This is a genomic window from Ruegeria atlantica (assembly GCF_947495585.1).
GTDB lineage: Bacteria > Pseudomonadota > Alphaproteobacteria > Rhodobacterales > Rhodobacteraceae > Ruegeria > Ruegeria atlantica_G.
The window spans coordinates 69584-83445 of sequence record NZ_CANLZK010000002.1; the positions used below are offsets into that span (position 1 = coordinate 69584).

At 57.6% G+C, this 13862-nt stretch carries 16 protein-coding genes and 1 tRNA gene; 5 read left to right on the plus strand and 12 right to left on the minus strand.

What is annotated here, in order from left to right:
* Nucleotides 1-4: 4 nt before the first annotated feature.
* Nucleotides 5-406, minus strand: a complete 402-nt coding sequence (locus QMP16_RS06070; protein ID WP_058274317.1) for a DUF2147 domain-containing protein — start codon at nt 404-406, stop codon at nt 5-7.
* Nucleotides 407-540: 134 nt separating this feature from the next.
* Between QMP16_RS06070 and hisA the strand changes: the two genes are divergently transcribed.
* The gene (gene hisA, locus QMP16_RS06075) at nt 541-1260 is read left to right on the plus strand and encodes a 1-(5-phosphoribosyl)-5-[(5-phosphoribosylamino)methylideneamino]imidazole-4-carboxamide isomerase (protein WP_282151630.1); all 720 of its coding nucleotides are present in this window, start codon (nt 541-543) and stop codon (nt 1258-1260) included.
* On the opposite strand, the gene QMP16_RS06080 is transcribed toward hisA, so the two are convergent.
* On the minus strand, nt 1261-1707 hold the full coding sequence (locus QMP16_RS06080) for a DUF302 domain-containing protein (protein WP_282151631.1): 447 nt from the start codon (nt 1705-1707) through the stop codon (nt 1261-1263).
* Between the two features lie 845 nt (nt 1708-2552).
* Here QMP16_RS06080 and hisF point away from each other — a divergent pair.
* From hisF to QMP16_RS06095, 3 genes are all read left to right on the plus strand, one after another.
* On the plus strand, nt 2553-3314 hold the full coding sequence (gene hisF, locus QMP16_RS06085; protein ID WP_282151632.1) for an imidazole glycerol phosphate synthase subunit HisF: 762 nt from the start codon (nt 2553-2555) through the stop codon (nt 3312-3314).
* Nucleotides 3311-3628, plus strand: coding sequence for a phosphoribosyl-ATP diphosphatase (locus tag QMP16_RS06090; RefSeq protein ID WP_282151633.1), 318 nt, complete (start codon nt 3311-3313; stop codon nt 3626-3628). The genes hisF and QMP16_RS06090 overlap by 4 nt, the downstream gene beginning before the upstream one ends.
* Nucleotides 3629-3700: 72 nt before the next feature.
* Nucleotides 3701-4276: a hypothetical protein gene (locus QMP16_RS06095; protein WP_282151634.1), complete on the plus strand. Its 576-nt coding sequence runs from the start codon at nt 3701-3703 to the stop codon at nt 4274-4276.
* Nucleotides 4277-4279: 3 nt separating this feature from the next.
* Here QMP16_RS06095 and QMP16_RS06100 read toward each other — a convergent pair whose 3' ends face one another.
* The 4 genes from QMP16_RS06100 to rlmB form a co-directional block, all read right to left on the minus strand.
* Nucleotides 4280-4750, minus strand: coding sequence for a CoA-binding protein (locus tag QMP16_RS06100; RefSeq protein WP_282151635.1), 471 nt, complete (start codon nt 4748-4750; stop codon nt 4280-4282).
* Between the two features lie 198 nt (nt 4751-4948).
* A complete protein-coding gene (locus QMP16_RS06105) occupies nt 4949-5401 on the minus strand; it encodes a YHS domain-containing (seleno)protein (protein WP_282151636.1) in 453 nt (150 codons plus the stop codon).
* A 104-nt stretch (nt 5402-5505) separates the two neighbouring features.
* Nucleotides 5506-5820: a hypothetical protein gene (locus QMP16_RS06110; protein ID WP_200833257.1), complete on the minus strand. Its 315-nt coding sequence runs from the start codon at nt 5818-5820 to the stop codon at nt 5506-5508.
* The gene (gene rlmB / locus QMP16_RS06115; RefSeq protein ID WP_282151637.1) at nt 5801-6574 is read right to left on the minus strand and encodes a 23S rRNA (guanosine(2251)-2'-O)-methyltransferase RlmB; all 774 of its coding nucleotides are present in this window, start codon (nt 6572-6574) and stop codon (nt 5801-5803) included. Before rlmB ends, QMP16_RS06110 begins: the two co-directional genes overlap by 20 nt.
* Nucleotides 6575-6690: 116 nt before the next feature.
* Here rlmB and QMP16_RS06120 point away from each other — a divergent pair.
* A tRNA-Tyr gene (locus QMP16_RS06120) sits at nt 6691-6774 on the plus strand.
* Nucleotides 6775-6920: 146 nt separating this feature from the next.
* On the opposite strand, the gene QMP16_RS06125 is transcribed toward QMP16_RS06120, so the two are convergent.
* The 6 genes from QMP16_RS06125 to QMP16_RS06150 form a co-directional block, all read right to left on the minus strand.
* On the minus strand, nt 6921-8042 hold the full coding sequence (locus tag QMP16_RS06125) for an alanine racemase (protein WP_282151638.1): 1122 nt from the start codon (nt 8040-8042) through the stop codon (nt 6921-6923).
* Entirely contained in the window at nt 8039-9286 is a 1248-nt protein-coding gene (locus tag QMP16_RS06130; protein ID WP_282151639.1) for a D-arabinono-1,4-lactone oxidase, read from the minus strand. The genes QMP16_RS06125 and QMP16_RS06130 overlap by 4 nt, the downstream gene beginning before the upstream one ends.
* An 86-nt stretch (nt 9287-9372) precedes the next feature.
* Nucleotides 9373-9894, minus strand: coding sequence for a DUF2478 domain-containing protein (locus QMP16_RS06135; RefSeq protein WP_282151640.1), 522 nt, complete (start codon nt 9892-9894; stop codon nt 9373-9375).
* Nucleotides 9895-9966: 72 nt separating this feature from the next.
* Nucleotides 9967-10632, minus strand: coding sequence for an NnrU family protein (locus tag QMP16_RS06140; RefSeq protein ID WP_282151641.1), 666 nt, complete (start codon nt 10630-10632; stop codon nt 9967-9969).
* 108 nt (nt 10633-10740) lie between these two features.
* On the minus strand, nt 10741-12807 hold the full coding sequence (locus QMP16_RS06145; RefSeq protein WP_282151642.1) for an ABC transporter permease: 2067 nt from the start codon (nt 12805-12807) through the stop codon (nt 10741-10743).
* The gene (locus tag QMP16_RS06150) at nt 12804-13853 is read right to left on the minus strand and encodes a quaternary amine ABC transporter ATP-binding protein (RefSeq protein WP_282151643.1); all 1050 of its coding nucleotides are present in this window, start codon (nt 13851-13853) and stop codon (nt 12804-12806) included. The genes QMP16_RS06145 and QMP16_RS06150 overlap by 4 nt, the downstream gene beginning before the upstream one ends.
* Nucleotides 13854-13862: the final 9 nt, after the last annotated feature.

Here is a 13862-nt window from a genome sequence, read left to right on the forward strand (position 1 = left end):
GCGGTTACTGAACCCGCGTCCAGTCCTGCCCGCGACACACGAGACCGCCTACAGCACAGCCTTTGACGGTCAGCTTGTTCTGGCTGTCCAGCGTCATTTTCGAGCTGTAGGTCTTGTCCCGGTCCGGGGCCCAGATCTTGCCGCCGCTATAGCTGCCGCCGCCATCGGGCACCATATCCCAGATGATCTGCTTGCCGAGGTTTTCATACGCCAGCTGCTCATTACCGTCTTTGTCAAAGGCGGTGTCGATGGTGCCACAAATCGCGCTGCCGCATTCCGAAATCGAAACGTGTAGATACCCACCGGTATCCCCGGGCTGAGTCTTCCAAAGACCGTCAACCGGATCGGCTGCAAAAGCAGCGCTGGCCAATACCGCAAACCCGGCTGCAAGTGTGAATGTTTTCATGATTTCCTCCCTTATTTCTGCTCAGTCTGGCCCGGCTGGGCAATTCCGGCAAGATTGACTTGGCGTCGCGTTGCATCCCCTGCCCCGCATGTGCGATATCCCGCGCGAACAAATCAGATATAGGGCCGCCTGACATGATCCTCTACCCCGCCATCGACCTCAAAGACGGACAGGCCGTACGCCTGCTGCGTGGTGAAATGGATAAGGCAACGGTGTTCAACGAAAACCCGGCGGCACAGGCCCGTGCTTTTGTCGAGGCAGGCTGTGAATGGCTTCACCTCGTCGATCTGAACGGCGCTTTCGCGGGTGAGCCGGTCAACGCAGCCCCGGTTGAAGCGATCCTGAGAGAATGCAACGTGCCCGCGCAGTTGGGCGGTGGCATTCGCGACATGTCCACGATTGAGACATGGATCGACAAAGGTCTGGCGCGCGTGATTCTGGGCACCGTGGCGGTCGAAAACCCCGATCTGGTGCGTGAAGCTGCCAAGGAATTTCCGGGCAAAGTTGCTGTCGGCATCGATGCGCGCGACGGCATGGTGGCCACTAAGGGCTGGGCCGAAGAGACCAACGTGAAGGTCACCGATCTGGCCCGCAGTTTCGAGGACGCAGGCGTTGCGGCCATCATCTATACCGACATTAATCGCGACGGAGCGATGCAGGGGCCGAACATCCGGGCAACGGCAGATTTGGCCCGCGCGGTGTCAATCCCGGTCATCGCCTCGGGTGGGGTCAGTTCGCTGGATGATCTGATCGCCCTGCGTGATTGTGGCGTGGCATTGGACGGCGCGATCTCGGGCCGGGCGCTTTATGATGGCGCGATTGACCTTTCCGAAGCCATTCGCGCCTTAAGCTGATCACTCGGCCGCAACCGAAGTCAGCTTGGCAAGCGCACCGCGCATCTTTTCGATGACAGGTGATTTCTCGACTTCGTCGAGCTCATCCATCGTCTCTTTCGGGTCCTCATAAGCCAGCCAGACTTGCCCGGTCTCGTCTTCGTATGCCTGCACTTTGAGCGGCAGGAAAAGCCCGGCACGTGGATCAATCTGCATCGCGGGTGTACCCAGTGCCGGGTTGCCAAAGATCAGAACCTGATTGGCGGGGATGGTCAGACCGACCTTTTCCGCACCAGCTGCATGATCGACGCGTGCAAAGACGGTCGCGCCCGCATTGCCAACGGCAGCTTCTAGCGCGTCCAACGCCTCTTGCACCGATTTGTTCGTGTTTACCTTGATGATGTCGTCAGCCATGGCAGACATCGCCCCTCCAAAAGTCAAAACTGTTGCCAATATCATATTTCGCATATCGGGTTTCCTTCTGTAAATTTCATCCAAATTGTCTCAGCTTTTCGCGAACTTGCAATCACATCTCCGGCATCGGCGAAGCCTTGCCGCGCACCTGATTTTTACGGTGGCGCACACGCTGCGGACTATCCCACACTCGAGAACAATAGCTCCATTTGACATTTGTTTTAAGCTGCTCAACCCAAGCTTGCTTTAAATTTGCCAATAGTTCGAAAACGAACTCGAGCAGGAAACTCCACTGTGCCGCGGCCCCTTAAGTTACTTCCTTAGTGCATTGGACTAAAAATTGCCCTTCCTCTTGGGTACGCGCCGGTGCTTCACCCATGGTATTCGTGGTCGTGTGGTCCTGTAGAAGACGCTCCCCATTTCCTCAACAGCGCTGTTAACGTCGGATCGTTGCTTGCTCTTCTGGTGTTTTCTATGCTGGTAGCCTCCTTTTGCGTAGCCAGGCGACCAACAACCTGTGGCCTATCTGGTTTCTCATCATTGGTAGAATGATCGCGATAAGCGGCCTACTAGCGTTGCGCAATTATGGCACGCAAAAAACCCACGAGATGATTCTCAGCCCCGATCAGCCCAGGGTCGATGGCGTTGTCCACAGCAATAAAATGGCAACCCGTGGTCTCAAATGAGAATGAGCCGTCGACGAACGAAAAGGCTAATCTACTGTCCGCGCTCATTTTGTTTAAAGACTATGCGCAAATACCTAGCTTACGTTTGCTTCCAATCGGCAAACATTCCGCTTCAAAGGTTCAACTGACCCCGCCATTTTCCGCTACGCGCCCTAACGGTACTGGAAAAGGCGGGGTTTTGCCGATACAGGTGCGCCAACAAAGGACGCCGGTATGCTGAAAACCCGTATCATTCCCTGTCTGGATGTCGCCGATGGCCGTGTTGTCAAAGGTGTCAATTTCGTTGGCCTGCGTGACGCGGGCGATCCTGTAGAGTCGGCCAAAGCCTATGACGCAGCAGGCGCGGATGAGATCTGTTTTTTGGACATTCATGCCACCCATGAAAATCGTGGCACCATGTTCGATGTGGTTCAGCGCACGGCAGAACAATGCTTTGTTCCGCTGACCGTCGGCGGAGGTGTCCGCACCAAGGACGACGTGCGTGCGCTGTTGCTGGCTGGCGCGGACAAAGTCAGCTTCAATTCGGCCGCTGTCGCCAATCCGGATGTCATCGCAGAAGCTGCCGATCAGTTCGGCAGCCAGTGTATTGTGTGTGCCATCGACGCAAAAACAACCAGCCCAGGCAAGTGGGAGATCTTCACCCACGGTGGCCGCAAGCCGACCGGTATCGACGCGGTTGAGTTCGCCAAAACCGTTGTCGCCAAAGGGGCTGGCGAAATCCTTTTGACCTCAATGGACCGCGACGGCACCAAGGCAGGCTTCAATCTGCCGCTGACCCGCGCGATCTCGGACGCGGTGGACGTGCCGGTGATTGCTTCTGGCGGCGTAGGCAACCTGGATCATCTGGTCGAAGGTGTGACAGAAGGCGGGGCCAGTGCCGTGCTGGCGGCCTCGATCTTCCATTTCGGCGAATACACCATCCGCGAGGCCAAAGAACACATGGCTGCGGCTGGCATCCCCATGAGGCTGACATGAACATCCTGCACGATCTGGCCGCGACAATTGAGACCCGCAAAGGTGCCGAGCCCGACTCTAGCTGGACCGCAAAACTGCTGGCCAAGGGGCCAGAGAAATGTGCCGAGAAGTTCGGGGAAGAGGCTGTTGAGGCCATCATCGAAGCCGTCAAAGGCGACAAAGACAAGCTGACCGCCGAGGCTGCGGATGTCCTCTATCACCTGTTGGTCATGCTGGCCGCGCGGGACGTGGCGCTGGATGACGTTTTGGCCGAGTTGGCCCGACGCCAGGGCACAAGCGGAATCGCGGAAAAGGCATCACGCCCAAAGACCTAAGCGCGGGTTCCGTCCTGCCGCCCTGCCCTGTATAGTCAGGGATCAGTGTGGGACCGACCGAGGAACGCCGGAATGACCAAGGCTCTGGCCAGTGTAATGGCTTTGCTTTCGCTTGTGATGATTACCGCGTGTTCGGCACCGCCGCGCTCGACCGGTGATGAAGTTCAACGACTGGCAACGGAAATCCGCAGCCTTGGTCCCGACATCGACCCCGAAGAAGCCGACCGCGCAGCCCGCATCGCCTATTCCTATACCGCGCAACTGGTTCAGGAATACGAAATTACTGACCCTCCGCTGATCCACAATGCCAAGGTCAACAAGGGTCTACGCCCGCGTGGGCTGTGTTGGCATTGGGCCGAGGATATCGAACGTCGGCTGAAGCAAGAGAACTTCCGGACGCTGGACTTGCACCGCGCGATAGCAAATGCGGACAACCAGTTCAGAATCGACCACAGCACAGCCATCATCAGCCGCAAGGGCGAGACGATGTATGACGGCGTGGTGCTGGACCCATGGCGGTACGGCGGTGTTCTGTTCTGGTCGCCCTTGGTGGAAGACACCAAGTATGAGTGGGTGCCCCGAAGCGTTGTTCTGGAAAAGCGCCGCCAGGAACAATACGGGGAATTGCTGCCGTATGTCGGCGGCTAACCTTCACAGTCTGGAAGAAATCACTCCGGTCGCGAATCCACCCATGCGCAGCTCGCCAAACAGGCGCTGATATTCGATTTTAGGGCAACGATTCATCACCACATCCACGCCGCGCGCCTGTGCTTTGGCTGCGGCTTCGGGGTGTTCAACGCCGATCTGCATCCAGATCGTGCGTAGGTCGGGAAAAGAAGACAGTGCTTCGTCGACTATTGACGGAACAGCTTCGGAACGGCGAAAGATGTCAACCATATCGACCGGCTGAGTAATCTCGGACAATGACGCGCGAACGGTCTGCCCGAAAAGTACTTTCCCGGCATGACCTGGGTTCACTGGGATCACCGTGTATCCCTTAAGTGAAAGATACCGCGCGACATAATAGCTGGGCCGCACCGGGTTCATCGAAACGCCTACCACAGCAATCACCTTGGTGCAACGCAGGATGTCTTTCAGGAATGGGTCTGTGTAATTCGGCATGCGGGCACCCTAGACTTGGCGCAGCAAAGAAAAAAGCGCTCAGGTCAAACCTGAGCGCCAGTTGTTGGAACGAGGGACAGTGAAATGACCCGCGGCAGTTCCGTTCCGCGGTCACTGTGACATTTAGGCATAAGTTCAGAGAAAAAAAGAGGGGCGTCGCATTTTTTTGATGACAGATCGAAGAAAGCGGGACTTCGCCTAGTCTTGATACAGCACCACAGGCCAGTTTTCCTCGGCCATGTGAATGTACTCTGCACGATCTCCGCGCCAGAGCTGCTCAATCTCAGGCGAGTGGGTCAGGTACAGCCGGCCCTCCACCATGTCCCAAAGCATCGGATCGGTGCTTTTTAAGATACCTTGCGCCATGGCATAGGCGCAGTAGCCCCCGAACTGAGGGGAAAAGGCGCGAGGATTGCTTTCAAACAGATCGCGATTCTCGGCCGAGGCGAAATGCCACTCGGCCCCTTTCCAGATCACAGAATATTCTGGCAATCCGCGGACCGGCGTTTCCTCAAGAAAATATGAGACGGGGTCGTAGCCGGCCATGACGGCACCGTCCGCCTCATAGAAGACGGGCATGTCCTGTGCTTGGGCGGCAGAAAGAAGGGCAACGGCGGCTATCGCGCCAAGTATGAAACGTTTGATTGGCATCACATGCTCAGGATTACAAATTCAGGGTATCAAAATGCAATCTTTTGTCGCGCGAAACACCCCTATTAACGCGGTTGTGAACGCTCGTGTCGCTTTATCCCGCGTCAGTCAAAGATATCCTCGACCACATCCCATGCTTCATCAATGACGCGCGCAAAAATCCCCTTTTTCTTCTTTTTCTTTTTGGACTTGTATGCGGTAGCGGTTTTGTAGCTGTCGCGCTTTGGCTTGTCATTGCTCAGCTTGCGCTTGGGAACCATCTTGAGGTCATGCAAAGGGGCCCCACAGCTAGAGCAGCTGAGTTCGTGGCGTTGCTTCCCTTTCAGAACCAACGCAGCGCGCGTTCCGCAGTAACAGCAAGTAGCGATTTTGGTCGGGCTGGTAATGGCTCTCTCCTGTCTATCGATGCCTTGAAGCATATAAGGCAATTGCGGCAGCATTTGAGACGTTAAGAGAACCAAACCCACCGGCTGCGTCGATTTTCACCAGTTGATTGACAGTTTCCTTGGTCTTTTGCCGCAGGCCGGGTCCTTCGGCCCCCAGCACCAACGCGACAGGTTGGTCCAGTTTGCCGCCCAACGCCGTCTCGATGGTTTGTTCGGCCTCACCGTCCAGACCCAATACCTGAAAGCCCATGTTCTGCAGCTCGACAATAGTATCCGCCAGATTGCGCACGCGCAGATAGGGCTGACGCTCCAGTGCTCCACTCGCGGTTTTGGCCAGCGCGCCCGTCTCCGGCGCCGAATGGTGCCGCGTACCGATCACGGCACTGGCTCCAAGCACTTCGGCCGAGCGAAGAATCGCCCCAACATTGTGCGGGTCGGTAACACGGTCCAATAAAATGACCCTGGGATGCTCACGCCCAATGCAATTTTCAGCCAGCCCGCCCCAATCCAGCGGCTTGACCTCAAGTGCAGCCCCCTGATGGACTGAACCGGGATCAATGGGCGCGGTGAATTTTCGCGGATCGACCATTTCGGCCTCAATCCCTGCAAATTCAATCGCTTCTGCCAGTTTGTCCCGTGCGTTCCGCGTCACAATCAGTTTCAGTTTCTGCCGGTTCGGGTTCATCAAAGCATCCCGAACGGCATGCAAACCGAACAGCCAAACGGTTTCAGACGCCGCAGCTTTGCGCGCCTGTTCCTTTTCAACGACCCACTTGGGTTTCTTCATTTCTTGGGCCTCCGGGCCGGGAATTCGGTTTCCTGCGTCAAAGCCAAATTTTCCTGTTGACGCTTCTTCAAGGCGCTAGTAATCACGCCTCCACGTCAGGTGCAACGCCTGACAGTGGGCGACAGGCCGCAAGGTGTGGCAGGGGACTGTAACTCCCTCGCGGAGACGCACGCCTGGTTCGATTCCAGGGTCGCCCACCACTTTCCAATCGCATACAGATCCCTCGATCCAGGTACTATTACTCGAAACGGCCTTCGATTGCGGACCTCTGTTGCATTTTCTTAACATAAGCTGGGCGCTATGAATCTGAGGCACGCCGTTGAAACCCTGTTATCGGCAACGCGGCCTAGTTGGGCAGGCATGGCCATTCACTAACCACCTGCCCACCTCGGACGGCTAGCATGGTGCCGAACTGATTCAGTACAGCCTCGCTTTGATCAGGGCGCAGCAGTGCGATGTCGCCCGGCGATACGTCTGCCGAACGCGGGCCTGTCCACACTTCCTGATTGCTTGAACGGCCAAAGACTTCTGAGTAGCCAAACCCCGCAGGGAAAACCGGCTGGGCAAGGAAGAGGCCGCCAAAGATCGCAATATCTGTTTTTTGTCGGGGCAAGAGCTCCAGCCCCGGTAATGCGTTACCCGGCATTACTTTCAGAACTGGCGTCGCGATGAACGCGGCTGGTTCAAACGCTTGCGTCGTGGCGTGGTCAAAATCGCCGGGCTTCACCAGGACCGAGCCGAATGCGACCTCATTCGCGGCCCCCTCGGCAAGGTAGGATTGAAAGGTCAGGCTGCCGCCTGTGTTCAGACACAACCCATCCTCGTCACGCGGTAAAGCGGCGACGGCTGCGTTGAACGCATCTGCACTGGCCCGAACCGCGCGGTTGCGCAGAATGCCGGGCAGTTTCACCAAATGCGCCTCGTACCCCATGACCCCGGCAAGCTGCCCGTATGGGTGCGCCATTGTTTGTTGGGCAAGTTCTGCGACGTTCTGAGAATTTAGCCCGCCACGGTGTAGACCGATATCCAGTTCCAAAGACAAACGAAGTGACATCTGGCGATCTGAAGCCAAAGCCAGATACTCTCCAAGCCGAACTGGGGTATCGATCAACCATTGAACGCGCCTTGCCGCGTCGTGATTGGTGGTCAGTAACCTTGCAGCCGTACTGACGGGCAAGGGCTTTCCTATCAGATGGTCCGTATCGGGCTCAGCCGTCAAAAGCGCCTGCAACATCGGTTCGGAAAACGTCATCAGGCCAGAGGTCGAGATGCGCTCGCGAATGAAATCCAACAAAGGAAGACAGGGCAGAGACTTGGCGACCAGCCTGCGGGCCAACCCAGCGTCCGCAACCCTGTTCGCGACAACACAATTGGCGTCCAACAAGTCCAGGTCCACTACGACGACAGGCTTGTCGACCCCGTGTGATCGCAAGGTATCTGACAGATCTTTCAGGGCTGCCGCGTTCATGGTCGAAACAGCCGAGCAAGCGCGGGGGTCAGAAACTTACCCTGTGGATCAAGCTGTTCACGCATGGCACAAAACCGGTCAAAATCCGGATACATCACGGATAGGTCTTTGTAAGTCAGATTGTGCATTTTGCCCCAATGAGGGCGGCCCCCTGCTTCGACAAATAGCGGCTCAATGGCTTCGAAATACCGTTTATGATACTCGGCTGCGTCGGTGTGGATGGCGATGGAAATGCGCGGCCCACCCTGGAACGGAGACAGACAGGCCGTGTCGCCTGCGGTCTGGCGCACCTCGATCGGGAAGTAGATGTCTTTGTGATCGCGCTGCAGGCGCGTCAGAACCTCGTGCAGAACATCCCCAGCTACGTCAGGCGGCAGATGGTATTCCATTTCCTTGAAACGAATATGCCGGTCGCTACACAAAACCCGCCAGCTTTCACCGACGTAATCCTCGTCCGACTGCGCCATCGTCAGCACTTTGAGCATTGCACGGCGCAACCCTTCGCTGATCCGCCCTGCGCTACGTGCAAGTTTCAGTACCTTTACAGCGATCATATCCAAATCGCGCGGCGCCTTGCTTTCGGCTGCATCAGTGATGGCGTGACGAAGCTCGACAGTTTTTCCGGTAAACGGGATGCAGAAGAATTCGAAATTCCGGTTCTCTGCCCATTTCTGGTGCATCGTGGTCAGACTTTCCTCGACCGAGGCAAGCTGAACCTGACGACGTAAGTTGTACTTTGGCACGACCGAAATCTGCGCTTCGGTCAGAACGCCCAGCATCCCCAAACTGACCTGTACCATCTCAAGCGGGATATCATCCGTGGTCAGTATATCGCCGCTTGCCCCGACCATTCGGGCAGCGGTGACTTCTGCCGCAAGGCAGGGCAGTTCACACCCAGTTCCATGGGTCGCGGTCGACACCGCACCAGCCAGTGATTGCGCGTTGATATCCCCTAGGTTGCGGAACGCCAGCCCCTTGTCCGCCAGTGCCGGTGACAGATCCCGCAACCGCGCATTGGCGTTGACCCACACCCGATCCTGCCGGGCATCGCCAAGCGTTGGCAGGCCCAAATCCGACAAGTCCACAATCCGGTCACCACCGGCCACGATCGGCGTAAAGGAATGCCCCGCACCCAAGACCCGCAGGGTTTGGGGCCGCGCGATCTCTTTTTGCAGTTCAGTAATCGACGTCGGGCGCGCTATTGGCGTATCCGTGCGCTGGTTTCCGGCCCAGTTGGTCCACATGCACTGTCTCCTCCGAGAAAGAGGATTGCAGCACATGCGACACGAAACAAGTTAGGAAAACAGAAGCTTACCCAACGGGAGTTCTTTTAGGCCGCGGCCTCACGTTGCGCGGTGATGCGGTCGAACCATGCAATGATGCTTTCAGGTTCAGGCGTGATCTGCTCGGCAGCGCCACCTGTGAACTCATCGAATTTTTCCTTGTTCAGCCCGTTCACACCGACAAGGACAGGAACATCCAGCGCCAAAGCCTCGGCGATTACGGGGCGGAATCCACGTCCGTCGGCCTCATGCTTGCCAAATTTATTGATGATCAACAATTGCGGCGCGTCGGCCAGCGAAGAGGTCACGTATCCAACGGCCTGTTCCAACGCCGCAGGGTCAAGACGGCAGCCGCGTGACTGTTCCCCAAGCGATTGGGAAATGCGAATCGTCTCCCCCTCGGGCAGAACCCGGACATCCATGTCACATTTGCTGCTGTCGGCGCATTCGGTGTTGGTTTGCACCACCCCTGCCAGACTCGCGCCTTTGGATAGCAGGTGTTCGGCAACCGCGCTCAGCAGGCGGTCGGTTGCGCCACGATCAGTGGTAGTAACATAGGCCAGGTGCATCTAAGGACCCCATAGTACAGTTTTGTGACATTCCAGATAGCACGCAAGTACCCGCGCGGCCACTCTCTTGCTTCACGGTAGTGGTGACAACCCGATCACAGGCGCGTGCAGATGAAGCAGGGCCATGAAGATGGCGATAGCAACAAACCAAACCCAAGGGCGCGGCCAGGGACGCGGTGCGCGCAGCGACAGACGACCTGTATTGCGGGACAACCGAGTCCATTCCATACCCATATCGCGTTGTTTGCGGCTGTCGATCAAAACCATTCCTAAAGCCGAAAAACCTGTGAAAAGCCCGAACAGGATCACGTGTGACAGGCTGCCATTGGCCAGCAGATGCGACCCCGCCCACAGCATCATAGCGGCGAGAATTGGGTGACGCGTGGTCCGCAGGATGCCCGGTTTTTCGGGGTCGAATGCGCGATGCCCCATCCCGCCAAAAGAGAACGGGTTTTGGATCGATATGCCGGCGACAGCCAGCCAGCACACGATTGGCATCACCAAGAGTGGCGCCCAGCGAAAGATGGCAAGCGGCGGGATGACCTCAACATATGGTGCTTGGGCTGCGGCGACGATTAGCCACGCGAGAACCAACAGGGACAATACGGAATATGCCGCAAAATATCCCTTGCGCCCCAATGTTTCGATCAGCCGCCCGCGAACACCCGGCCTCACCGGGATGGCGTGGCTGAGAAGAAAGGTGATCAGTGCTGCGAGGAAGAAGGCCCAACCGGTCATAGTATTCTCCGAACGTATTACGCGCGGTCTACGTCCCGAACGCTGTCCGGTCTTTGTCTAAGATCAAGTGCAGGACAAAAGGGGCGGACGCGCCGCCCCTGCCCTATTTCACAGTCCCAGCGCTTTACGCCGTTCTTCGGCAAAACCCTGCACGATACGGTCGGCAACAAGCGCCAGAATCGCCATAGCGGCCCCGGCCGAGATGCCCAGACCCACATCCGCCTGCCCCAGTGCCAGATAAATCGACTGGCCCAGACCGGTGGTCCCGATCAGCGCCGCGATCACCAGCATTGCAAAGGCATAAAGGATGGTCTGGTTCAGCCCCAGCAGGATCGTCGGCGCAGCATATGGCGCGCGCACGTCACGCATGATCTGCCACTCGGTCGCACCGCTCGAGATTGCGGCCTCCATCATCTCGTCCGGCGTGTTGACCAACCCGTGCCGCGTGTAGCGGATCATCGGGACGATGGCGTAAGCACAAATCGCCAGAAAGGCCGAGAACTCGCCAATCTGGAAAACCATCAGCACCGGGATCAGGAAGACGAATAGCGGGATCGTCTGCAGCATGTCACAAATTGGACGAACGACCTTCCAGACCGGCGCCCACACCGCGCTGGCCAGCCCGATCCAGCCGCCTGCGACGGCACAGGAAAACACCGCAGCCCCGCTGAGGTAAAGCGACAGCAAGGCGCGCTCCCAAAGACCGGAAACAAGGATGGTGCACAGCAACGCCACCGAAAGCAACGCCAGACGCCAGCCGCCCGCGACATAGCTGAGCGCGGCAGCGCCGGTAAGAACGAAGGGCCATGGCAGGTTTGCGATGCCGGTTTCCAACATACCGATCAAGATCAGCACGACCAAACCGCCTGTCAGGTGACCGCGCCATGCCATCAGTGCGGCGATGACCGCGCCGACGGCGAAAAGGCCAAAGCTCATCCCAGCCGTCCACTGGAACCCCCATGTGAAGGGCAAAACCGCCTGATCAAGTCCAATCCGCAGTGGCAACAGAACATAGAACAATGAGTTGTTCTTGAGCGCATCCAGCCAAGGACCATTGGCCTGCGTGAACGCGGTCAGGCCGCTATCGACAGCCTCGGCCATCGGGTCCAGCAGGGTCAGTTCGGACGGGTTCGGCAGCCATGCCCAGAAAGCGACGGTGAACAGACCCGTAAAGCCCAACACCGCCCAGACAACGCGTGGATCATAGCGCTTACGCTCGGTCGCCAGCGTGCCGCTCATCCGGTCGATCACCACAGCAAAAACCACGATGACGAGACCAGCCATCAGCGACTCGCCAAACTGAGCCTTGCGCATGGTCAGAAGGACTTCCCAGCCGATGTCGTTGAACCCGCCGATAACGGCGGCGATAATGACCATCGAAAGGGCGGCCATCAGGCACTGGTTTACACCCACCATGATCTGCGTCGCCGCTGCGGGGATTTCGACCTGAAACAACTGCTGAAACCGCGTGCCGCCGGACATGATGGCTGCCTCTTTGATCTCAGGCTCGACCCGTTCCAGACCCAGCATCACGTTGCGCGCCATTGGCGGGGCCGCATAGATGGCCGAAGCGATCAGCCCTACGACCGGACCAAAGCCGAACAACAGCAACAGCGGGGTCAAATAGGCAAATGTCGGAACCGTCTGCATTACGTCCAGCACCGCCTGAACAAAGGACTTCACGCGCGGCACTTCGTTGGCAAGAATGCCGATGGCACCACCCACGATCAGCGCGACAGGAACCGAAACAGCGACCAGAGCCAGCGTATTCATGCTCTCCGCCCAATAGCCCGAGGCCAGCACGAAACACAGCCCAAAGAAACCCAACGCCGCCATGGGCAATCCGCCCAGGAACCAGCCCAGTGCCGTTACCAGACCGATGAGGATGGGCCATGGTGTATTACCTAATACGAAATTGGCCCCGTTCATGGGATATGCCATCAAATCGGAAAACAACCGCATCGCTGGTTTGATGCCGTTCAGAAACCAGTCCAAAAACGCGCCAACCCACTCAGTCGCGGGCATTTCCCAGGCAGTAGGCCACTTGACCAGCCAAGGCGCAACGCCCTCCAACGCAAGACAAATCGCGCCGACAACGACTGTGATCAATGCCGCCTTCGCGCCAACCGTCAATTGGATCGCGCTGTTACTGGGGATGTCTGACACGGCAGTCATGTCTCATCCACCTGGAGCGCGGCGGCAAGATCAGAAGGATGAACCGTGCCAACAATATTGCCGTTTTCATCTCGCACAGGAACGGGCTCATAAAGCTCCATGCAATGCGCCAACGCGGCGTCTAGCGTCATCGAGGTTGTCAGGCCAGGATCATCCGGGCCACGTTCAGACTCGTCCCGCATGACCGAGGCGACTTTGGCGTGCTGACCCTTGGCCACGTCTTTCGAAAATTCGCGCACGTAATCATCTACGGGGCGCAATACGATATCCGTCGGCGTACCGATCTGAACGATCTTACCGTCGCGCATGATGGCGATGCGGTCGGCCAGTTTCAGCGCCTCTTGAATATCATGAGTAATAAACACGATGGATTTCTTCAGCGTCGCCTGAATGCGCAGGAATTCGTCCTGCAGCTGTCGGCGGATCAGCGGGTCGAGGGCCGAGAACGGCTCGTCCAGAAACCAGATGTCCGGGTTCACCGCCAAAGACCGTGCAATTCCCACGCGCTGACGCTGACCACCGGAAAGCTGACGCGGGTAGCTGTCCTCGCGCCCCTCCAATCCGACCAAAGTGATGACCTCTTGCGCGCGGGTCATCCGTTCCTTTTTGCCGACGCCCGATACGCGCAGTGGATAGGCCACGTTGTCCGCAACGGTCATGTGTGGAAACAGGCCAAAATGCTGGAACACCATGCCCAGTTTTTTGCGCCGCAATTCGGTCAGCGCTTTTTTCGACGCACCGATAACGTTTTCGCCGTCGACACGGATTTCGCCGCCCGTGCCCGGCAGCAATTGCGAGATACAGCGGATCAGTGTGGACTTGCCCGACCCCGACAGGCCCATGATGACGAACAGCTCGCCCTCTTTGACTTCAAAATTTGCGTCCTGAACGGCCGGGATGAACCCGTGTTCGCGCAGATCGGCGGCGGCTTTGTCTGCGTCATTCCCTGACCGAGACAGCGCGTCGGTCAGGGCTTTGTCTGCGCCTTGACCAAAAACCTGCCAGAGATTCTGGCAGGTAATGGCTGGCGTATTCGCGTCGGTCACTTATGCGAA

Coding starts and splice junctions, on each gene's coding strand:
- QMP16_RS06070 (WP_058274317.1), bottom strand. CDS start 406: ATGAAAACATTCACACTTGCAGCCGGGTTTGCGGTATTGGCCAGCGCT.
- hisA (WP_282151630.1), top strand. CDS start 541: ATGATCCTCTACCCCGCCATCGACCTCAAAGACGGACAGGCCGTACGC.
- QMP16_RS06080 (WP_282151631.1), bottom strand. CDS start 1,707: ATGCGAAATATGATATTGGCAACAGTTTTGACTTTTGGAGGGGCGATG.
- hisF (WP_282151632.1), top strand. CDS start 2,553: ATGCTGAAAACCCGTATCATTCCCTGTCTGGATGTCGCCGATGGCCGT.
- QMP16_RS06090 (WP_282151633.1), top strand. CDS start 3,311: ATGAACATCCTGCACGATCTGGCCGCGACAATTGAGACCCGCAAAGGT.
- QMP16_RS06095 (WP_282151634.1), top strand. CDS start 3,701: ATGACCAAGGCTCTGGCCAGTGTAATGGCTTTGCTTTCGCTTGTGATG.
- QMP16_RS06100 (WP_282151635.1), bottom strand. CDS start 4,750: ATGCCGAATTACACAGACCCATTCCTGAAAGACATCCTGCGTTGCACC.
- QMP16_RS06105 (WP_282151636.1), bottom strand. CDS start 5,401: ATGCCAATCAAACGTTTCATACTTGGCGCGATAGCCGCCGTTGCCCTT.
- QMP16_RS06110 (WP_200833257.1), bottom strand. CDS start 5,820: ATGCTTCAAGGCATCGATAGACAGGAGAGAGCCATTACCAGCCCGACC.
- rlmB (WP_282151637.1), bottom strand. CDS start 6,574: ATGAAGAAACCCAAGTGGGTCGTTGAAAAGGAACAGGCGCGCAAAGCT.
- QMP16_RS06125 (WP_282151638.1), bottom strand. CDS start 8,042: ATGAACGCGGCAGCCCTGAAAGATCTGTCAGATACCTTGCGATCACAC.
- QMP16_RS06130 (WP_282151639.1), bottom strand. CDS start 9,286: ATGTGGACCAACTGGGCCGGAAACCAGCGCACGGATACGCCAATAGCG.
- QMP16_RS06135 (WP_282151640.1), bottom strand. CDS start 9,894: ATGCACCTGGCCTATGTTACTACCACTGATCGTGGCGCAACCGACCGC.
- QMP16_RS06140 (WP_282151641.1), bottom strand. CDS start 10,632: ATGACCGGTTGGGCCTTCTTCCTCGCAGCACTGATCACCTTTCTTCTC.
- QMP16_RS06145 (WP_282151642.1), bottom strand. CDS start 12,807: ATGACTGCCGTGTCAGACATCCCCAGTAACAGCGCGATCCAATTGACG.